General features: G+C 30.1%; 22 protein-coding genes. 5 read left to right on the plus strand and 17 right to left on the minus strand.

Annotation, left to right across the window (positions count from 1 at the left end):
* Position 1: 1 nt before the first annotated feature.
* The 5 genes from ASC36_RS03305 to ASC36_RS11025 all read right to left on the minus strand — a co-directional run bounded on the left by ASC36_RS03305 (position 2) and on the right by ASC36_RS11025 (position 4,678).
* A complete protein-coding gene (locus ASC36_RS03305; protein ID WP_055425069.1) occupies positions 2-1,114 on the minus strand; it encodes a hypothetical protein in 1,113 nt (370 codons plus the stop codon).
* Between the two features lie 3 nt (positions 1,115-1,117).
* Positions 1,118-1,627 (minus strand): LptE family protein, encoded by a 510-nt coding sequence (locus ASC36_RS03310; RefSeq protein WP_055425070.1) that lies wholly within the window; start codon positions 1,625-1,627, stop codon positions 1,118-1,120.
* The gene (locus ASC36_RS03315; protein WP_055425071.1) at positions 1,611-2,888 is read right to left on the minus strand and encodes a sigma-54 interaction domain-containing protein; all 1,278 of its coding nucleotides are present in this window, start codon (positions 2,886-2,888) and stop codon (positions 1,611-1,613) included. The genes ASC36_RS03310 and ASC36_RS03315 overlap by 17 nt, the downstream gene beginning before the upstream one ends.
* A gap of 8 nt (positions 2,889-2,896) precedes the next feature.
* On the minus strand, positions 2,897-4,327 hold the full coding sequence (gene miaB / locus ASC36_RS03320; RefSeq protein WP_055425072.1) for a tRNA (N6-isopentenyl adenosine(37)-C2)-methylthiotransferase MiaB: 1,431 nt from the start codon (positions 4,325-4,327) through the stop codon (positions 2,897-2,899).
* Between the two features lie 207 nt (positions 4,328-4,534).
* Entirely contained in the window at positions 4,535-4,678 is a 144-nt protein-coding gene (locus tag ASC36_RS11025) for an anion permease (RefSeq protein WP_245630726.1), read from the minus strand.
* Between the two features lie 189 nt (positions 4,679-4,867).
* Between ASC36_RS11025 and ASC36_RS11030 the strand changes: the two genes are divergently transcribed.
* Positions 4,868-5,008 carry a hypothetical protein gene (locus ASC36_RS11030; RefSeq protein WP_245630727.1) on the plus strand — a complete coding sequence of 47 codons (141 nt, stop codon included), beginning with the start codon at positions 4,868-4,870 and terminating at the stop codon, positions 5,006-5,008.
* A gap of 147 nt (positions 5,009-5,155) precedes the next feature.
* Here the strand turns inward: ASC36_RS11030 and ASC36_RS11035 are convergent, their stop codons facing one another.
* Both ASC36_RS11035 and ASC36_RS11040 read right to left on the minus strand, forming a co-directional pair.
* Complete coding sequence (locus ASC36_RS11035; protein WP_245630728.1) at positions 5,156-5,335, minus strand: hypothetical protein; 180 nt, start codon at positions 5,333-5,335, stop codon at positions 5,156-5,158.
* 125 nt (positions 5,336-5,460) lie between these two features.
* Positions 5,461-5,625: a hypothetical protein gene (locus ASC36_RS11040; protein WP_245630729.1), complete on the minus strand. Its 165-nt coding sequence runs from the start codon at positions 5,623-5,625 to the stop codon at positions 5,461-5,463.
* A gap of 185 nt (positions 5,626-5,810) precedes the next feature.
* On the opposite strand from ASC36_RS11040, the gene ASC36_RS03325 reads away from it, so the two are divergent.
* On the plus strand, positions 5,811-6,275 hold the full coding sequence (locus tag ASC36_RS03325; RefSeq protein ID WP_055425073.1) for a hypothetical protein: 465 nt from the start codon (positions 5,811-5,813) through the stop codon (positions 6,273-6,275).
* Positions 6,276-6,650: 375 nt separating this feature from the next.
* Positions 6,651-9,332, plus strand: a complete 2,682-nt coding sequence (locus ASC36_RS03330; RefSeq protein ID WP_055425074.1) for a reprolysin-like metallopeptidase — start codon at positions 6,651-6,653, stop codon at positions 9,330-9,332.
* A gap of 82 nt (positions 9,333-9,414) precedes the next feature.
* On the opposite strand, the gene ASC36_RS03335 is transcribed toward ASC36_RS03330, so the two are convergent.
* From ASC36_RS03335 to smpB, 5 genes are all read right to left on the minus strand, one after another.
* Entirely contained in the window at positions 9,415-10,077 is a 663-nt protein-coding gene (locus tag ASC36_RS03335; protein WP_073961200.1) for a hypothetical protein, read from the minus strand.
* Positions 10,078-10,258: 181 nt separating this feature from the next.
* Complete coding sequence (locus ASC36_RS03340; RefSeq protein WP_055425076.1) at positions 10,259-11,332, minus strand: iron-containing alcohol dehydrogenase family protein; 1,074 nt, start codon at positions 11,330-11,332, stop codon at positions 10,259-10,261.
* Positions 11,333-11,336: 4 nt separating this feature from the next.
* The gene (gene kdsB / locus ASC36_RS03345; RefSeq protein ID WP_055425077.1) at positions 11,337-12,086 is read right to left on the minus strand and encodes a 3-deoxy-manno-octulosonate cytidylyltransferase; all 750 of its coding nucleotides are present in this window, start codon (positions 12,084-12,086) and stop codon (positions 11,337-11,339) included.
* A gap of 240 nt (positions 12,087-12,326) precedes the next feature.
* Positions 12,327-13,754 (minus strand): OmpA family protein, encoded by a 1,428-nt coding sequence (locus ASC36_RS03350; protein ID WP_055425078.1) that lies wholly within the window; start codon positions 13,752-13,754, stop codon positions 12,327-12,329.
* 77 nt (positions 13,755-13,831) lie between these two features.
* Entirely contained in the window at positions 13,832-14,290 is a 459-nt protein-coding gene (smpB, locus tag ASC36_RS03355; RefSeq protein WP_055425079.1) for an SsrA-binding protein SmpB, read from the minus strand.
* Between the two features lie 44 nt (positions 14,291-14,334).
* Between smpB and ASC36_RS03360 the strand changes: the two genes are divergently transcribed.
* Entirely contained in the window at positions 14,335-15,957 is a 1,623-nt protein-coding gene (locus ASC36_RS03360) for an ABC-F family ATP-binding cassette domain-containing protein (protein ID WP_055425080.1), read from the plus strand.
* Between the two features lie 168 nt (positions 15,958-16,125).
* Here ASC36_RS03360 and ASC36_RS03365 read toward each other — a convergent pair whose 3' ends face one another.
* The 5 genes from ASC36_RS03365 to ASC36_RS03390 all read right to left on the minus strand — a co-directional run bounded on the left by ASC36_RS03365 (position 16,126) and on the right by ASC36_RS03390 (position 20,152).
* Positions 16,126-16,764: a C40 family peptidase gene (locus ASC36_RS03365; RefSeq protein WP_245630730.1), complete on the minus strand. Its 639-nt coding sequence runs from the start codon at positions 16,762-16,764 to the stop codon at positions 16,126-16,128.
* Positions 16,765-16,881: 117 nt separating this feature from the next.
* Positions 16,882-17,364, minus strand: coding sequence for a ribonuclease HI (rnhA, locus tag ASC36_RS03375; RefSeq protein WP_055425082.1), 483 nt, complete (start codon positions 17,362-17,364; stop codon positions 16,882-16,884).
* Between the two features lie 6 nt (positions 17,365-17,370).
* Positions 17,371-18,075, minus strand: a complete 705-nt coding sequence (locus ASC36_RS03380) for an HAD family hydrolase (protein WP_055425083.1) — start codon at positions 18,073-18,075, stop codon at positions 17,371-17,373.
* 11 nt (positions 18,076-18,086) lie between these two features.
* Positions 18,087-19,010: a 1,4-dihydroxy-2-naphthoate octaprenyltransferase gene (menA, locus tag ASC36_RS03385; protein WP_055425084.1), complete on the minus strand. Its 924-nt coding sequence runs from the start codon at positions 19,008-19,010 to the stop codon at positions 18,087-18,089.
* 137 nt (positions 19,011-19,147) lie between these two features.
* Complete coding sequence (locus ASC36_RS03390) at positions 19,148-20,152, minus strand: lipoate--protein ligase (RefSeq protein ID WP_317038627.1); 1,005 nt, start codon at positions 20,150-20,152, stop codon at positions 19,148-19,150.
* 219 nt (positions 20,153-20,371) lie between these two features.
* On the opposite strand from ASC36_RS03390, the gene tyrS reads away from it, so the two are divergent.
* Positions 20,372-21,667, plus strand: coding sequence for a tyrosine--tRNA ligase (tyrS, locus tag ASC36_RS03395; protein WP_055425086.1), 1,296 nt, complete (start codon positions 20,372-20,374; stop codon positions 21,665-21,667).
* Positions 21,668-21,741: the final 74 nt, after the last annotated feature.

Consider the following 21,741-nt stretch of genomic DNA (forward strand, 5'->3'; position numbering starts at 1 on the left):
GTTATTTTGAATTTTTTATCTTTTTTATTCTTCTTATTTCTGAAGCAAAAAAACTACTTTTTTCTGGATATTTCAAACTTAATATCTTAAAAGCTGTTAATGCTGTATCATATTTTCCTTGCTCCACATATAATTGAGCTAAAGTAATAGTCATTAAATTCGCAATATCTTGAATTTCTTCTTTTTTAAACTCTACATCTTTACTATATTGCGTGTCTTTTGCGACCGGTTTTATCTTTGGATTATTTTCAATAAAATTTGAAATGATGTTGTTTTGTCTTTCTTGTTGTGGAATTGTTTTTTTAGCTTTTGAAGCATTTTTTTGTTTTGAAAGGGAGATCCATTGGTTGAAAGTTAATTTACCTAATCCTAAAGTAATATTCTCCTTTTCATTTTCAATATTTTGATCATTCAAACTAGCATCTTTGATTTTGCTTTCATCAAACTTTTCATTTAATTCTTCTATATCTGAATTTTCAATTTCACTACCAATTTGCGTTCCGAAATTCGAAGTAAATAAATGAGATATTCCTAACTTTTCTATGTTAGTATATAATATATCTTTATTTAAAAAATTGCTTTTCTTACTGAGTTCTTCTTCATTAGATGAAAGCAATTGAATTTTGGAAGTATCCTCTACTGGTTGAAAATCTAGTTTTTTACTACTATCACTTAATAATTCTTCAGATGTTTTTATTTTATTTAAAATTTTCTCATAATTTACATCTATCTCATTCAATTTTATCAAATTATTCTCTTCTTCCATAAATTCATTACTATCAATACTTTCAAGAATTATATTTTCATCAGCTAATAAATTTTTATTTTCTTCTTCTCTTATTATATCCTCTGTCGTCGTTACTGATTTCATTAACTTCTTATTGTCATCTGTAGATTTTTTTATAAGCTCTCGATAACTTGTATAAATTGATATCTTTTGAAGGTCTTTTTTATTTAATGAATCTGAAATATATCTATTTTTCCAATTTAAATAAACCAAATGAAAAGATTGAGCAAATGGATATTTAGTTATTAAATCTTCAATATAATTCTTATCGGAAAATTTAAGTTTTCCAGGATTTTCTATTAACTGTATAATTCTGCTATTATCCATAAATTACCAATCGGCTACTATTGCTAAAAATATTTGATCTATAATTCTTTGATTAATTTTCTGCGCTAGGTCATCTTGAACATTAATTAATAATTCTTTGCTCGAATAATCTTCATAATCGGAAAAGGTTTTTTCAAAGCTTTTATCTGGCTGCTTTTTATTTTCGTATCTAACTGAAACACTTATTGTCAATCTGTTTTGAGTTGCTTCATCTGAATTACTTTGTATATTTACCGGAGTAATAAAAAAATTCGTTATTTCACCTTCTAAAATTAAATCCGGATCTATATTTGTCTCTACAAGCCTAGTTCTTTGATTAAATCTACTTTGTAAGGCGGTAGTAAAGTCAACACTCAAATTTGGGCTTTGATATGCTGAGTAATTAGGAAATGACTTAATCTCTATAGTTTTTATATCGGGATTCAATGAAATCCCTGTGAATGAATAACATCCTGACAAAGATATAAAAAAAAATCCTATTATAAGTAATATGATTTTATTCTTCAATATCATATTGTTTAATTTTTCTATATAATGTTCTTTCCGATATCCCTAGCTCCTTTGCCGCTAATTTACGTTTCCCATTATACTTTTCTAATGCTTTTTTTATAAGTTCCTCTTCCTTTCTTTGTAAAGATAAAGATTCAGAATGATTAGACACATCTTCATATTCATAATCATCCAAAATTTCATGGTAATCGTTAACAGTTGATTGAACAGTTGGTATAACAGGTTTTTCATCGTAGTATACAAGAGAATCTCCAGATTTAGGAATTTCATAATCTTTATAAACTCTATGAAAAAGATCTTGATCATTGGGTTTTAGTCTCAAATCTCCTTTATTTTTAATGAGTTCTAAAGTCAACGCTTTCAAATCATTGAGATCTTTTTTCATGTCAAATAAAAACTTATATAATATTTCTCTTTCACTGGAAATATCCGAATGGTTTTCATTTTGTTTGGAAAAGTTAATTAAAGATGTTGTATGAGGAATGTCTTTTAAATATTCTTTTACCTTATCTAATGATAAGCTTCTGTTAGTTTCCACTACAGTAATTTGTTCAGTAAAATTTCTTAATTGACGTACATTTCCTGGCCAATAATAATTTTGTATATAAGAAATTGCTTCTTCAGATAAACTTACAGGAGGCATTCTATATTTTTCTGAAAAATCAACTGAAAATTTTCTAAATAATAATGGGATATCATTTTTTCTTTCCCTCAATGCCGGTATATCTATCTGTACCGTATTCAACCTGTAATATAAATCTTCTCTAAAGCTACCTTTTTTTATAGCTTCTAATAAATTAACATTTGTCGCAGCTACGATTCTGACATTCGTTTTCTGAATATTTGAAGATCCTACTTTCATAAATTCTCCGCTTTCAAGAACTCTTAATAACCGTACCTGCGTTTGCAATGGTAACTCTCCAACTTCATCTAAAAAAATAGTACCTCCATCTGCTACTTCAAAATAACCTTTTCGTATTTTATCAGCTCCCGTAAAAGCTCCTTTTTCATGTCCAAAAAGTTCTGAATCTATCGTTCCTTCAGGTATTGCTCCGCAATTAACAGCAATATATTGTTTGTGTTTTCTTGGTGAAAGATGATGAATAATTTTGGGAATAAACTCTTTTCCAACACCGCTCTCACCAATTACTAGAACAGAAATATCAGTTGGAGCAAGTTGCATAGCTTTTTCTAAAGCCCTGTTAAGGGCAAGATTATTTCCAATTATCCCGAATCTTTGTTTTATTACCTGTAATGAATCCATATTTTTATTTATATGATTTCTCCAATTAAGGTAGCTGAAGTACAGCCATTTACCAATACGTTAACAAAATCCCCTACTTTCGTATTATCTGTTTTAGTAAAAACCACCACAGCATTTTGGGAAATCCTTCCGTACCATTGTTCTTTACTTTTTTTACTCGTTCCCTCTACCAAAACTTCATGTACCTTATTAATATACGTTTTCATTCTTTCTAATGAGAGTTCTTGTTGAAGATTTATAATTTCTTTAAGTCTTCTTGACTTTATTTCTGCAGGTATATCATCTTCCATTTTTTTATGAGCTACCGTTCCCGGACGTTCTGAATATGCAAACATATATCCAAAATCATATTTTACATATTTCATTAGAGATAAAGTTTCCTGATGCTCTTCTTCTGTTTCTCCACAAAAACCGGTTATAATATCATGAGAAATTGCACAATCCGGAACAATTTCCCTTATTTTATCCACTAAATAAATATATTCTTCACGTGTATGTTGACGATTCATTCTCTGCAATACCGATGTGCTTCCACTCTGAACAGGTAAGTGTATGTATTTGCAAATGTTATTATGCTTAGCCATCACGTGTAATACTTCTTCATGCATGTCTTGTGGATTAGATGTTGAAAAACGAATTCTAATTTCAGGACAAGCTTCTGCTACCATATTCAATAACTGTGCAAAATTTATCGCTGTTGCTTTTTGCAATTCACTAGCTTTTGAAAAATCTTTTTTAGGGCCTCCTCCATACCACAAGTAGCTATCTATATTTTGACCTAAAAGCGTGATTTCTTTATATCCATTTTCTCTCAATTCTTTACATTCTTTAAGAATAGAATGAGGATCTCTGCTCCTTTCTCTTCCTCTTGTAAAAGGCACTACACAAAAGGTACACATATTATCGCATCCTCTGGTTATTGATACAAAGGCCGTAACCCCATTCCCCCCTAACCGTATAGGACTTATATCTGCATAGGTTTCTTCTTTGGATAATAGAACATTAATAGCATTTCTACCATCATCAGTATTTTTTAGTAAATTAGGAAGATCTCGGTATGCATCCGGACCTACTACTAGATCTACTAAATGCTCTTCTTCTAAAAATTTCGCTTTTAATCTTTCTGCCATGCAGCCAAGAACTCCTATAACTAAATTCGGGTTTTTTCTTTTTATTGCATTAAATTGAGAAAGCCTTTTTCTTACTGTCTGCTCAGCTTTATCTCGTATAGAACAGGTATTTAGAAGAATTAAATCTGCTTCTTCCAATAGAGATGTTGTATTATAGCCTTCGTTACTAAGTATTGAAGCTACTATTTCACTATCGGAAAAATTCATTTGACAACCATAACTCTCCAAAAACATTTTTTTTGTGTTTTTAGTAGAACATTCTTGTACTAATATTTCTCCTTGTCGTTCTTCTATAATTTCTTTTTCCATATTTAATCATTCCCTAACAAAAAAAGTAACGGGACATTACTAAATCAAAATAATTTGCAAAGATAAAACTTTATATACCAAGTTAACAGATTATTATTTTAAATATTTCTTAAAATATATGTTATGTAAATATATTTTATTTATCTACTGGTGAAGACCATTGCAAAATATCCCGTTAAATTTTGCAAAAATAATACCCACATCATATTAACTAGTTCCTACTATTGCCGCATAAAAACCTCCCAAATAAAAATCTGACTGCTTAAGCATTCCTGTGCTGTAAATTATCGCACTCGGTGGAGTCGATACCGGAAGAAATAGACCGCATGAAGCACAAAAACCAATTACCAAACCTATAGGTAGTATTTATTCTGGAGGAAGGACAACTGCTGCAATATTAATTATAATTATTGCTGTTGCTGTGCTTCTCATTATGTTGGAAAATATAATCGTTACTATGGCAAATATCACCATCATAAGATATTCATTAGATGATGCCCTCCTAATAACTCGGAATAATACGGCGCCAATAACTCCTTTATGGCTATCCCAAGTGATAATCCACTCGCAACTAACATTAAGGTGTTCCACGGAAGTTTTCTTATATCTTCTGCTGTTATTATCCCTAACATAGGTAGGAAAATAATAGGTATACCGGAAGTATCTGCACTGGGAATTTAAATTTTGAGCCCATCATCCATAAGAAAACGGTTATAAACAAAATAAGTATTACAAAAAATCTTTGCAATCTAATTTTTTTGGGAATCGGAGATAATTCTTCTAAAAAATTTAAATAAATTTTTTCAACTTTAGATGTATATCTTTACTTTAATAGGGTCCAAAAAAAAGCAACAATAATAATGCTACGGGCAATCCAAGTATCAACCAGTCAAAAAATGAAACTTCTATTCCTTTTGACTTTAAAACATCTACTACTATCAGATTGGGGAGTGAAGATATTAGGCTACCCATTCCGGAAAATGTTGCCGAGACAGGTATACTTATCAATACTGCTTTTGTTATCGGTTAATCTTTCCCTTCCTTATCTAAAAAAGGGATAACTGCTGCTAAAATCATTGCTGATGTTGTTGTATCAGATATTATTAATGATAAACATAAAAAGGAGAAAGAAACTAGGTCTCTAATACTGCTATATCGAGTGAAAAAAAGAATAGTCCGACTTTAGTCTTTATATTCCAAACATCCAAGGATTTTTCTATAAGAAGATCACTATAGACTCTAATATTTGTATTAATCTTTTTAAAATCTTTATCAATTCTATGAAAATCGAAATCCATAATATTTCCCTAAATTTAATTTTATCTACTCTTATAAATTTGACAAACTATTGACTCATTGCTAATTACATTATAAATTTATCACTTTCTCTTACAGTTTACCTTAATTGAGAAAATAATTTTTAAATTTGTATTTTATATTGTACTTGTATAGTACAAGTATAAATGTACATCTAAAATAAATTATGAATAATTTTTCTAAGCTTTGGGTTTTTCAGTCCAGGAGATTTCTTAGTTCTGAAGAAAAACAAGATATTAGCTATACTATTTCTAACTTTTTAAAATCATGGGCTGCTCATGGGGCAGACTTAAAGTCTGAATTTAAGATCATTAAAAATAAATTTATAATTATATCGGTTGATGAAAATCAAACTAAAGCCACAGGTTGTTCTATAGATAAATTAAACCAATGTATTAAACATATTGACTATAAGTATCAATTAGATCTTTTAAACAGATTATGGGTGAGCTATCAAGATGATAGTGGGGATATTGCTACTGTTTCTATGAGTTCATTCAAGGAAAAAATTAAATCCGCTCAGATTACTCCGGACACATATATATATAACCTTGCCATTAGTACCTCTAAAGAATTTGAAGAAAAATTTAAACAACCTCTAAAGGAAAGCTGGGCAAAAATATATATGTAATTATCCTTTATACAAGGAAGGTTATTTTTTTTAATATTTCCATGTGAACTGCTCTCCTCCCGTACATTAAATTTCGTTTTTTTCAAAATATTTAATAAAATTATAGCTTAACATTGAACAAGTATTATCATTTTATATCTAATAAATCTATTTTACCTATTTAATTTATTTTTATTATTATTATTTCAGTTAAATTGATTATTAATATTAATTAAGTCAAAAACTTGCCTTTCATTTCTTACTTAGTTTATAAATTTTCAAAAAAACATATCATATATTTTATAATTAATAAAAATAAATAAAGGATTAAATTATTATTTTTAATTTATAATGTATATTTTTGTTATTATAATAACACTTAAAAAACAGAAATATATGAAAAATTTCTTTTTACTTACTTTTATTTTTTTTCTTGCTATACCCAGTAACGCTCAAAATTATTGGAAAAGAACCAGTTTAGCAGGAAAACAGATAAAAAACGAAAATATTAATTTAACCATTGAAGATCTATATGCACTTGATATTTATTCTTTAAAAAAACAATTAAAATCTTCCCCATTAAGAGGAACGAATAAAGCTCCTATAATAGTTTATATTCCGACAGCAGAAGGTAAAATTGAAAAATTTTCAGTTTATCATGCGCCTGTTATAGATGAAGAAATAGAAAATAAATATAATTTGTATTCATACGTGGGGATTGGATTAGATGATAAAAACAAATATATTAGATTTAGTATTTCTCCTAATCAATTTAATTCCATGATTTTGGATAATACAGGTAAAATACAACTAATTGATCCTTACACTACTGATGGGGAAGTTTATTCAGTTCGCATAAGAAAGGGTCCCGATTTCAAAGATTTTAAATGTAATACCGTTGATGAAATTCCTACTGAAAAATCGATTTCCAATAAAATAGCATCCAGAGATCGAAAATTTCGGACTTATAGATTAGCTCTTTCAGTAACCGGTGAATATACACAACATTTTAATGGATTAAATGGCGCTTTACAACAAATAAATATTACATTAACCCGAGTTAACGGTATTTTGGAAAAAGACCTTGCCGTAAATCTTAAGATGATTAATAATATTTCTCTTATATATGCAGATCCAGATACTGATCCTTATTCAGATTACACTCTTATGGATAATTGGAATATGGAACTTCAAAAAACGCTAACTGCGGTAGTTGGTGAAGATAACTATGATATAGGCCACCTGTTCGGCGCTACAGGAGGAGGAGGTAATGCAGGGTGCATAGGTTGCATTTGCGTAAGCCCCATCTTAGATCAAAACGGTATTCCTGTAAAATTAGGTAAAGGTAGCGGAATTACCTCTCCGGCAAATAATAATCCATCAGGAGATCACTTTGACATTGATTATGTTGCTCATGAAATAGGGCATCAATTGGGAGCTAATCATACTTTTTCATATAAAATTGAAGATACCGGAGTAAATATAGAACCTGGAAGTGGGAGCACCATAATGGGATACGCGGGAATAACGAATGCAAATGTTCAAGAAAATTCCGATGCTTATTTTCACTCTGCAAGCATTCATCAAATAACTTACAATCTACAATCTAAAATTTGTGGTACATCTTTTAATATCCCTAACAAACCTCCTATAGTTAATGTAGGAGCTCCAAGTGTGACTATACCTATAGGCACACGATTTTATTTAGATGCAGAAGGAACAACTGATCTCGAAGGGGATGAGCTAACTTTTTGTTGGGAACAAGATGATAATGCTACTAACAAGGTCATTAAAGTGGATCCGACACAAGATTCCGGTCCTATATTCAGATCTTTTCCCCCAACTTCATCTTCAAGAAGGTATTTTCCTTCTTTAACCACTGATCTACATTCTCCGGAAACATGGGAAACTGTTTCAAATGTCAAAAGAAACCTTCATTTTACAGTAACTGTTCGCGATAATAACCCTAATAAGCCTCAAACTAAAATTGAAACCAAAGAGGTTGTTGTCTCTAATACCGCAGGTCCATTTATAGTAACATTTCCTACAGCTGATTATGTTGCTAATAAGGAAAGTTCTATTAATGTTACTTGGAAGGTAGCTAACACAACGGCTCATCCATTTAATACACAATATGTGAAAATTTCATTAGTTACAGATGATGGTCAAACAATTACTCCTTTGGTTGATAATATTCCGAATTCGGGAAATGCGACCGTTAATTTACCAGCCAATGTAACCGCTAAAAAGGCTAAAATTATGGTTGAGGCAACAAATAATATATTCTTTGCTTTAAGTGATAATTTCTCAATCGGATACGAGCCGGTAGAAATATGTAAAAATTATACTTATATGGGTTCTCCTAAACCTATTCCAGATGGAAAGGGAAATAACGCTTCAGGTGGGTATGCTTCTATGAATATTAATATTCCTGAAGAAGATAGTTACGGTGAGTTAAAAAGTATTAAAGCCACTGTAGATATTGATCACGAAAATATAAGTGATTTATATGTTGTATTACAATCTCCTTTGCCCGATTGGAAGCAAGCAATTTTATGGAATTTGGATTGTTTTTCTAAGTACAAAACTTATTCTGGGTTGCATGTAACTTTTGATGATGCCGGAGATAAAGTGAAGTGCTCCTCACCCATTACAGGTACTATTAAACCTTATAAACCACTTCAAACATTATATAAGAAAAAATTTAGCGGTGAATGGCTATTAGGTGTTGCTGATTATTACCTTAACAGTACTGGTACATTAAATTCCTTTTCTTTAAATGTATGCAGTACAAATTACAGACAACTCAATACTGAGAATATTATTACTGGAACCCCTTCTTTTAAAATCTACCCTAATCCTTCCGGTGGAATTTTAACTATTGATTTAGGGGTAAATCGGTTTAAAGGAAACACTATTCAGGTTAAAATTTATAGTTTGGCGGGAAGCTTGTTATTTAAAAAAGTTGAAAAAAATAAATTATTTACTGTAGATCTCACTAACTATCCTGCTGGAATATATACCATAAATATTTCGGGAAATGGACATTCTTTATCCAAAAATATAATTAAAAAGTAATGGATTAACTTAACATTTAAGCACTCTTTTTTTAAGTATTAAAAAAAGGTGCTTTTTTATTTTTATTAATGATCCTATGTACTTAAAATTTAAATTCTCTTTCAGGAATTTTTTTGTTAACTTCAAGCGATTTAAATATAAGAATAAATTCTGTTTCTTCTTCCCTATTTTTGACCACCATACGACATGGAAAAGTTAATCCTGAAAATACTTGAAAGTCTGAGTATATTTTACTTTCCATATCATTATCTTCTCTAATCAATTGGTACGTGGTTTTATCGAAATAATAAATTTCAGATTCCCTATCTTTAGTAAGTTTTATTTTATAACAATTCACATTTTCAATCTTTTCTTCTCCAAGAAGTATAGGATGAAATCCTTTAATGGAGTAATCAATTAAATCTGACTCAAATGCTTCAGAAATATAATTGTTACTTTCTTCAATGGTATTAGTCTGAAAGTTAAATTGAATAGCCTTCTTTCCGTTGTATCCATTTAAAATAATTTTTTTCTTCTGTATTTGTATAACTGTTTTATTTAAATCCGGCCTTTGCTGGTAAATTTCTATGGGATATGTCTCGTTTAAACCTAAAATTATTTCTCCTGTTATAACTATAGAGTTAAATCCTTTCCATTTGTCTATACCTCCAGTAATTTCAAGATGTTTATTGATAATACGTTCTGCTGTTTGAGAGTAGCCTACAAGTGATAAAAACACTCCTAGAACAAAAAATAACTTCTTCATATTAAACATTAGAAAAACATATTTATAATTTATAAAAAATTCCAAGTAACTACTAGGTAAACTTGGAATTTTATAAAAATATTATACTTTATTAATTTTTAGATACTAATTTATTTATATCCTGACTTAACAATTTGCTGACATTAAGATAAAAAAGATATAACAAGTACGGTTTTATATACTACATTTTCTCATAAAGTGCTCTTAGTTTTTCCTTGGTCATTATTTTCTGCCAATCTTTACCTAAAGCATTTTCCCAAAGAGGAACCATTCCATAAGAAACGTTAATCATAGCATTAAATTGTTCATCTGTTAATCCTTTGCAAATTCCCTGAGGTATTTCAATCTGATTTTTTTCTACCATATATTTAAATTCCTTAACCCCTTCCGGATAATACTCTTCCAACCTGTCAAATACAATGCAATTACCTACTCCGTGATGTATTCCTAACAAGTATGAAAGCCCGTAACTAACTGCATGTGCAATACCAACTTGAGAATATGCTATACTCATTCCTCCATGCCATGAAGCCATCATCAAATCTTCATCGGATTCTTCATCCCATACGGATTTATGAACATATACTTTCTGGCAAAGTTCCAATGCTTTTTCTCCATAACTTTTACTAAAAGCATTAAGATAAGTTCCGGTTAAAGATTCAATGCAATGAATATAACAGTCCATCCCGGTAAAAAAGGCTTGATTTTTTTCGACTCCTTTTACTAAATCCGGATCTAATATTACTTGATCAAAGGGAGTAAAATCTGAATTAATTCCTAATTTTCTTTCCGGACCGGTTAATATACAGGTTCTTGAAACCTCCGCTCCTGTTCCACTAATCGTTGGTATACCTACATGATATACAGCCGGATTTTTTACTAAATCCCATCCTTGATACTGAGAAGAGGATCCTTCACTATTCATCATAATTGCTACGGCTTTAGCGGAATCTAGTACACTTCCTCCTCCTATACCAATAACTCCGGAAACGGTTCCGTATTCCTCTTTTAGGGAATCTCTGATCGTGTCAATTCCTTTCGTTTTTGGCTCATCTGTAGTGTCTATAAATATAACTTTATCTTCTCTTTTTAAGGGAATCCTTTTCTCAAGTTCTTTTCCTTCAAACACTTTATCTGCTAAAAAAATAAATGGATATTCTTTATTTCTTTTTTCTTCAATAATTTCTGAAGTTTGATTAAAACTTCCACGTCCATAAATTACACGTGGAACCATTGGAAAATTTTTAAATTTCATATTTTTATATTTTCTCGTTTATCTGTTCTTTCAAAATTTCATTTGCTTTTTCCAAATCCTCCGGTGTGTCAATTTCAACCCCAACAAAATCAGTCTCTATTACTTTAATTTTCATGCCATGTTCTAAATATCTTATACATTCAACCTTTTCTGCTTGTTCATTTTGTAACATAGGTAACTTCGCAAAATCTAATAAAGCTTTTCTACGGAAAGCATATACACCTACATGTTCATAATAATCCGCAAGAAATGATTTTTCCCTAGGATAGGGTATTACTGAACGTGAAAAATACAAGGCAAAGTCATTCCGATCTTTAACTACTTTGACATAATTGGGATCTTCAATTAATTTCCAATCATCTATTTTACGAATCAAGGTAGCCACATCTATTTCATTTTTTTGATCCTTTTTAAATACTTCAATTAGCTTAGCTAATGGCTCTATTTTTACAAAAGGTTCATCTCCTTGAATATTTATTATAATATCACATTCTAAATTTTCAACAGCTTCAGCTATTCGATCGCTCCCAGTTTCATGTTCCCTACTACTCATAATGGCTTTACCACCATTTCTAGTAATATCATTATGAATTATTTCGGAGTCGGTTACTACAAATACATCTGAAAAAAGTTGAGTTTTGAGTGCATTTTCATAAGTTGACCGAATGACTGTTTTTTTTCCTAACATGCCCATCAATTTTGCAGGGAAACGAGAGGCTGCATACCTTGCAGGAATAACTGCTATTATTTTCACGTTATTTATAATTTAAATACAAAGTTAACTAAAATAGCTTTTGTTCGTTGTTATTATCATAATTAAAAAACATTTCAAATGTGTTTATTTTTTTAACTCTTTCGTCTTATTTATACAGATATCATTTTTTGTTATTAAACATAATATATAAATAGATGATCCTTTTATTTAAGGATCATTAATAAAAAAAGTCATCCAAAATTTGGATGACTTTTTTATTAGTAAAATTTGTTTTGTAAATTATTTTCTCTTATTACCAGGAGTTTTTACTTTAACTTCTTCAGTAATAGAAACTTTTGATCCTGTTTGATCTAAGATCACAACTCTTCTGTTTTCTCTATCACAAGTTTCTTGATCCGGGTAAAGAATGTTTCCTTTTTCATCTCTCTTAGCATTGATATCTGCTTGTTTACATAACAATTCTGTTTTTCCAAAGCCTCTAGCTATCAATCTATCTTTGCTTACTCCATTATTAACTAACTCATTAACAACAGATTGAGCTCTTTGTTTGGATATTCTATTGTTTACCGCTACAGATCCTACCCTATCGGTATGTCCGTCTACAAAGAATTTTTTACCATCAAAGCTTTCATCATTCAACAATTTAGCTGCATCTTTAACTAATGGTAAAGATTCTGCTGTTAATTTGGAGCTGTTAAATTCAAAGTTAATATTTTTTAATCGGAATGTAACGTCTTTAGTTTCCCAAGGACAACCGTTATTTTCAATTGGTCCTTTTACTGTTGGACATGCATCGTCTATATCTGGGATACCGTCTCCATCTGTATCAGGACATCCTTGGAATTGTGAAGGCCCTGCGGCAGTTGGACATCTGTCTTGATCGTCCGGTATTCCGTCTCCATCTGTATCAGGACATCCTTGGAATTGTGGCAATCCCGGTGTGTCAGGACATCTGTCTTGATCGTCCGGTATTCCGTCTCCATCTCTATCACTTGGTGCTTCAACCGGTGGTGGCGGTGGTAATGGTTCTTCTTTCTTAGCACCGAATTTAAATATAATTGAGGCTGAATGTTGGAAGAAATTTATGTAATCTTTAGTATATGCTGTCGCCCAGTTATATTGAGATTCTATATTTATACCGAAGTTTTTAGTAAACCAGAAGTTAATACCTACCCCTCCATTTAATATGAAATTATCATCATGGCCGGTAAATTTCCCTCCTAATTTATAATTTTTCTCAGGGTTATAATCATCATCATAAGCATCTAAATGAGTGGATGGATCATCTTCAACAATTCTAATTCCTTTATAAGAATATTTGTGGTAATTTGCACCTATTCTCACATAGGGGTCTAACCATCTTAATGATTTTGATTCACTAAGTGGAGTAAATCTAAGACCTAACCCTGCTAAAACAAAGAATTCATCTTTAATTTTTAATCTTTTATTGTCTATTTCTCCAATTGAAGCTTGCAAGTCAACTGCAAAGTTTTTACCAATGCTTCTAGCAACTGTTAATTTAGACAACGGTGGTACAATACTATAATCATCGGTATCAAAATATCCGTCAAAGATACCACGAACAGAAGTATAGTCTACTGCATGAGCTCCAATCCCGATATACCATTTATCTGAAATGTTTTGAGCAAATACAGTAGTTGCTAACGTTGTAGCCAATCCTGTAAGTAACAAATTGAACTTTTTCATATATAAAAATCTAATTTAAAAAATCTAATTTTTAGGTTGCAAAGTAACATTTTTATTATCTAACTCCCAAGAAAAAATTAATATTTCTTTACCATTCTGTTAATATTTCGTTTGGATTCTCTTTCTTTTATTGCTTCTCTTTTATCATATAATTTTTTCCCTTTCGCAAGATATATATGGATTTTCGCTATTCCTTTTTCATTGATATACAATTTCGTAGGTATAATGGTTAATCCTGTTTCTTTAGTTTTCCTTACTAATTTGTTAATTTCCTTTTTATGTAATAACAGTTTTCTTTCCCTTTTTATTGTATGATTATAACGAGTACCGAAATAATATTCATCAATAGTCATGTTTATTACATATAATTCTCCATTAATAAATTGACAAAAACTTTCTGCAATACTTGCCTTCCCTAATCTAATGGATTTTATCTCAGTGCCATGTAAAACTAATCCGGCCTCATATTTATCCAATAGTTCATAGTTAAATCTTGCTTTTCTGTTCAGTATATTTACTTTATTTTCAAATTTCATAATCAAAGTTTTCTTACTACTTTTGTACAAATTTATTAAAGTATATGCTTACAGTATCAAATTTATCTTTACAATTTGGAAAAAGAGTACTCTTTGATGAGGTTAATGTAAAATTTACGAAAGGAAACTGTTATGGAATTATTGGAGCTAATGGAGCAGGAAAATCTACATTTTTAAAAATTCTATCCGGTGATGTTGAGCCTACTACGGGAAGCGTAAGCCTCGAAACAGACAAAAGAATGTCTGTATTAGAACAAAATCACTTTGCTTATGATGCTTATCCTGTACTTGAAACAGTTATTAAAGGGAATCAGAAACTTTTCCATATAAAAGAGGAAATGGATGCTTTATATGCCAAACCTGACTTTTCTGATGAAGATGGAGTAAAAGCCGGAGAATTAGGTATTATTTATGAAGAAATGGGTGGATGGAATGCAGAATCTGATGCTGGTACTTTATTATCAAATCTTGGAATAAAAGATGATGCACATCATAAAATGATGTCCGAATTAGAAAATGCAGACAAAGTAAGGGTATTACTTGCTCAAGCATTATTTGGAAATCCTGATGTTCTTATTTTAGATGAGCCTACCAATGATTTAGACATTGAAACAATCTCTTGGTTGGAAGATTTTCTAGCTGGATATGAAAATACTGTGATTGTTGTATCGCATGATCGACATTTTTTGGATGCGGTTTGTACTCATACTTGCGATCTTGATTTTGGAAAATTAAATTTATACACCGGTAATTATTCCTTTTGGTATGAAGCCAGTCAATTAGCTGCACGACAAAGAGCTCAACAAAATAAAAAGGCTGAAGAGAAAAAGAAAGAACTTCAAGAGTTTATTTCTCGGTTTAGTTCAAATGTTGCTAAGGCTAAACAGGCTACTGCCCGTAAAAAAATGATAGAAAAATTAAACATAGAAGATATTAAGCCTTCTTCCAGAAGATACCCGGCAATTATTTTTGAACAAGAACGCGAAGCCGGAGATCAAATATTAGATATAAAGGGATTGGAAAAAACTAAAGATGGTGAATTATTATTCAGCAATATAGATCTGAATCTAAAAAAAGGTGATAAAATTGCCGTCCTATCCAGAAATTCCTTGGCAATTACTGAATTTTTTCAAATATTATCCGGCGAATCAGAATCCGATAAAGGTAGCTATTCTTGGGGTATAACTACTAAACAAAGCTACCTTCCTCTAGATAATACTAAATATTTTCAATCTGATGATAACCTTGTTGACTGGCTTCGTCAATATGTAAATACGGATGAGGAAAGACACGAAGAATATATTCGTGGATTTTTAGGTAAAATGCTTTTTAGCGGTGATGAGGCTTTAAAATCTTGCAAAGTTTTATCGGGAGGAGAAAAAATGCGTTGTATGTTTTCAAGAATGATGTTATTTAAAGCTAATGTGTTGCTTCTTGATGAACCTACCAACCATTTAGATCTGGAAAGTATTACTGCTCTTAACAATTCTTTGACCCATTTTAAGGGAACTATTTTACTTTCTTCTCATGACCATGAATTATTATCAACTGTTTGTAACAGGGTCATAGAATTAACCCCTAAAGGTATTATTGACCGATATATGAGCTATGATGAATATTTATCTGATGTAAAAGTTAAAGAGCTTAAAGCACAATATTATAATTAGAGATTAATGGGATGAATTTTAAAAACTAATCTTTTTTATTTCACACTTAATAAATAAAACAAAAGAATCTTTTAATCCTACATTAAGATTAAAAGGTTTTTTTATTATAAAAACCTAACTTTCTTAATAGTATGCTTATTATCTAAGCATATATTTTTGATTAATAATTTAAAGGATTCTCTGCGCCTTTTTAAATTTACTTTTCCAATAGGATTCCTCTAATGAACTTATGATAACCCCTTTGGATGTTGAAGCATGTATAAATGAAATTTCTCCTGAACCGGATATGTTATAGACTATGCCAACATGATTTATAGAACTACCACCGGTAACAAAAAACAATAAATCACCTTCTTTTATTCGAGATATATTGATGTTCTTTCCTACATTAGACATGTCAATTGAACGTCTCGGCAATTTTACATCAATTTTTTGATAAGCATTGCAAACCAAACCGGAACAATCAATACCACTGAATGTATTTCCCCCATATTTATAAGGAGTTCCTTTATATTTTTCAGCTTCTTTAAGAACCAGAATTACGTCTGTTGATTTTTTATTTTTATACTCACCGTATTTTTTTGATTCTAAATTCGAATCTTTCTTTTCAAGCCTTATAATTTGGGGAGATTTATAAGTTGGTTTTGATTTTGAAATATGTTTATTTGTGTTATTTGAGTTATAGGTATATCTTTTCGAATGTGCATGTGGTGATTTATATGAAGCAGTTGTCTCGTAAGATACACACGATATTATTAATGAAAAAAACATTAATCCAGACACATAAATTACAATTCTACTTTTCATATATTTTATTTTTTATAATCCTTGTGCTAAATTATGAAATTATGAACATTTTTTTAATTCATAATTACTGGTTTATTAACAAAATGTTCTTTGTATTATTTCTTATAGATTTAACCTTTATTCAAAAATATTTTTCTTCTCTGAAATAATCTTTTCATAGCCTATATCAATAGAAAGAGTATCTCCTTTAGCTGCGGTAGTTGCTAATTGATCTGCCTTTTCATTGTATGAATGTCCATAATGTCCTTTTACCCAATGAAAGGTTACTCTATGTTTTCTATAAATTTTAACAAATCGAATCCATAAATCTGGATTTTTTATCTTTTCAAATTTTTTTTTCTCCCATCCGTAAATCCATTTATTATTAATAGCATCCACCACATATTTTGAATCAGAATATATTTCAACTTCTTGATTGGGTTTATTAATCTTCTCCAAAGCGATAATGACTGCCAGTAATTCCATTCTGTTGTTGGTGGTTAAACGAAATCCTTCTGAAAAACTTTTCTCATAAGTAGTTCCTTTCAGTATCATTATTATGCCGTACCCTCCTTTTCCGGGATTTCCGGATGAAGCTCCGTCTGTATAAATCTCAATCATATCTGTTCAAAAGATATTTTTTAACTCTAATAAATTTTTAATAATAGGGATTTCAGCCGTTTTATGATATTCTCCTTTTTTATAATTAAAATATACCGGATACATCCCTATGTTTTGGGACCCCATTACATCGGCTTCCCAATCATCCCCGACAAATGCAGATTCATTCACTAAAGCATGGGCTTTTTCAAGAGCTAATTCAAATACTTCTTTTGCCGGTTTTCTTTTATTTATCTCTTCTCCGCTGGTTAGGGTTGTCAGGTAATCTTTAATACAAGTTTCTTGAACTTTTTGTTTCGTTTGTTGAATAAACCCATTGGAGACTACATGTAATTGATAACCTTTTGTTTTTAAATAATTCAAAATTTCTTCCGCACCCTCAATCAAATTGTTGTTTTTCATTATTCGGGTTAAAAAATAATCGTTAAAATAATTCCAAATTTTATCATCATCTATATGGAATTCTAAAAATGTATCCTTAAATCTTCTCTCCAATATGTCTTTCTTACTTACTTTATCTTGCCTATATAGTAACCAAAGGTTTTCATTTCTTTCATAATAACTTGTAAAAAAATCTGAAAATATCAATTTATACCTTTCTTCTATTTTTAAATTCTCATAGATACTTTTAATGGTCAAATATGAATTTTTATCTGTATCCCAAAGTGTATTATCCAGATCAAAAAATATATGTTTTATCTTTCTTTTCATGCACAGGTCTTTTAAAGACTTAACCCCATTCCAAAAAAAACTGAAAAAAATAATGCCAATAAAGCGGTAGGTTTCAGATATAAATCCAAATCTTTAGCGTTTTGAGTGTATAGAATTTTTCTACGTAATATAGTATTCGGAATAAATAATATAAAAAATAAAAAGGGTTTTAATGATGACCAGCTTTCCAGTTTAATTACAAATTCATTCTGATGAATTAATAGGAAAATTAAACCAAGAATAAAAGGTAAATTCATCAGCACCATTTGATAATATTTAGCTTTTTGGAATCCCAATCGTAATGCAAGGGTTTTTTTATTACTGACCCTGTCCGACTCAATATCCCTCATATTATTTAGATTCAATACAGCACAACTAAATAATCCGATAGCTGAAGCCGGTAATAAATTATCCCAACTAAAAGTTTTGGTATATAAAAAATCACTTCCTAATACGGAAACTAATCCAAAAAAAATAAAAACGAATACATCTCCTAATCCCATATATCCATAAGGTTTTTTTCCCATGGTATAAAATATCGCTGCCAGTACACAAGCAATTCCCAAACCCATGAAAATAAAAAATTCGTTTTTATAATTGGGAATAAAAGTATACCACAGGAGCACAACCGAAGAAAGTAAGGATAGTAGTATGGTAATAATAATTGCCCGTAACATCGAATGTTGTGTAATAACTCCCGATTGAATAGCACGGGACGGGCCTACTCTTAGCTCATTATCGGTACCTTTAGTTCCATCTCCGTAATCATTAGCAAAGTTAGATAAGATTTGAAATAGTATTGTGGTAAGACAAGAAAGTCCAAAAATAATTCCATCAAAATCTCCTTTCCATTTAGCGAGTAATGATCCTAAAATGATCCCACTTAAAGAAAGCGGTAAAGTTCTTAATCTAGCTGCCTCAATCCAATTTTTCATCTATTTTTTGATCTATTTTTTAATTGATTACAAAAATACACTAATTTATATAATAGATTAAATGCTAAACCTAACTAGAATTAATAACAGTATTAAAAAATAAAAATGGTAGTTAAATCTAAGAGCTTTAAGTCTCTTCAGTATATTAAGGTAAGAAATTCATCCAACGTAATTTTTCCAAAATATATTGATAAATCTACATCTTTTAATGAATCCGCAACGGATATTTTTGTATATTTTTTTCCAATTAATTTATTCTCAATATCTTCAGGATTACCTACTCCAAAAAAATCTCCATAAATCTTTATTGCTGTAATGATCCCTTCGTCCACATTCAATTTTAAATCAATGGATCCAATAGGAAATCGTTGAGTTCGTTCCATATAAAATTTAGGCGAACGTCCGTAATTCCAATCCCAATTAGCATATCTTTGCTGTGATATTTTTTTTATTTGAGCCCAGTCTGATTCTGTCAATTCGTATTTATTAATATCGTCTATTTTATCAACATTAAAAATAGATAATAGAAGCTTATCTCTGAATTCTTCAACAGTTAATTTTGTTGTAATAAAATCAGCTATATTTACAACCCTGCTTCTTATGGATTTTATTCCTTTAGATTCGAATTTATCTTTTCTTACCTTTAAAGATTTAACTACTTCATCCATGTTGCTGTTGAATAATAGGGTCCCATGAGTAAACATTCTTTTATTAGTAGCAAATTGAGCATTCCCGCTTACTTTCCTTCCCTCCACTAATATATCATTTCTTCCCTTTATTTCTGCGTTAACTCCCATTTGCTTCAACGCTTTAATAACCGGATTTAAATATTTTTGATAATTGGAAAAACTATTTCCGTCATTCTTGGTAATAAAACTAAAGTTTAAATTACCCCTATCATGATAGACTGCTCCTCCCCCCGACAATCTTCTGACCACTTTTATATTTTTTTCTTCAACATATTCTGTATTAATTTCTTCTATTGTATTTTGATGTTTTCCTATAATAATGGAAGGATCATTAATATAGAAAAGAAGATATGAATTTTCTTCAATGGGAAAATTCATTACCAGATATTCTTCGATAGCCAGGTTAATTTCGGGATTATAATTGTTTTTATTATCTACAAATAACATTCTCATTTTTTTGGATCAAAAATACAATAAATAGTTTTTACACTCTCTCTACTGAATATTCAAGGGGTCATTAATATTTATTATAATTCAATTAAAGTGATAATAAATATTGTGATATATTTTTAATTTATTTAGTTAAAACCGTAAAAAAAGTACATTTTATGCTTATAATGGAACATATTCAGCGAAAAAAATTATAAATTTGCCTGTTGAAAAATCTAACATATGAATTCTTTTATTGAAGAGTTAACTTGGAGGGGATTAATTCATAATATAATCCCGGGAACAGAAGAACAACTAAATAAGGAAATAACACTGGGATATATTGGTTTTGATCCGACTGCAGACTCTCTTCATGTGGGAAGCCTAGTGCCTATCTTGCTTTTAGTTCACTTTCAAAGACATGGTCATAAGCCTGTTGCTTTAATTGGAGGTTCTACAGGTATGATTGGAGATCCTTCCGGAAAAAGTTCAGAGCGCAACTTACAAGATAGTGAAACTTTACAAAAGCATCTTTTAGGAATAAAATCCCAATTAGAACGATTTTTAGACTTCGACAGCAATAAGCCAAATTCTGCCATAATGGTAAATAATTACGACTGGATGAAGGATGTCAGCTTTTTAGATTTCGCGCGAGATATCGGAAAACATATTACTGTTAATTATATGATGGCTAAAGATTCTGTCAAAAAAAGATTAAATGGTGAATATCAAGAAGGTATGTCTTTTACAGAATTTACCTATCAGCTTTTGCAAGGATTTGATTTTTATCATTTATATAAAGAAAAAGGTGTTAAGCTTCAAATGGGTGGTTCTGATCAATGGGGAAATTTAACAACCGGAACTGAACTCATTAGAAAAAAAATTGGAGAAGAAGCTTTTGCGTTAACTTGTCCGTTAATTACTAAAGCAAATGGAACTAAATTTGGTAAAAGTGAAGGTGGTGAAAATATTTGGTTGGATGTAAACAGAACTTCCGTTTTTAAATTTTATCAATTCTGGTTAAATATAACAGATATTGATGCTGAAAAGTATATAAAGATTTATACATTCCTGTCCAAGGATGAAATTGAATCATTAATTGAAATTCATAAACAAAATCCTTCTAATAGGGTTTTACAAAAGAAATTAGCTGAAGAAGTCACTATCTGGGTTCATGGTAAAGAAGAAGCGATTAAAGCGATAAAAGCTTCCTCTATTTTATTTGGAAAATCTACTAAGGAAGATTTTCTATCATTAGATGAAATTACTTTTTTATCATTATTTGAAGGAGTTCCTCAAAAAGAAGTTTCTTTAGAATCACTAAAAAAGGGAATTTCAATTCTTGATGCATTATATGAAGCAAGCGGTTTTTTATCTTCAAAAAATGAAGCTAAGAGAGCTTTAAAGGAAAATTCCATTTCTGTTAATCAAGAAAAGGTAAGAGAAGATTTTATTATTAAGGAATCAAATTTAATTCAAGGCAAATACATTTTACTTCAAAGAGGGAAAAAATCATATTTTATTCTAAAAGGAATTTAATAAAAAAGTTATTATTTTGAGTAAATAAATTTTATTAAAATAACAGAATATATATTTTTGTAACACGTTATATT

This window comes from Apibacter mensalis (assembly GCF_001418685.1).
Taxonomy (GTDB): domain Bacteria; phylum Bacteroidota; class Bacteroidia; order Flavobacteriales; family Weeksellaceae; genus Apibacter; species Apibacter mensalis.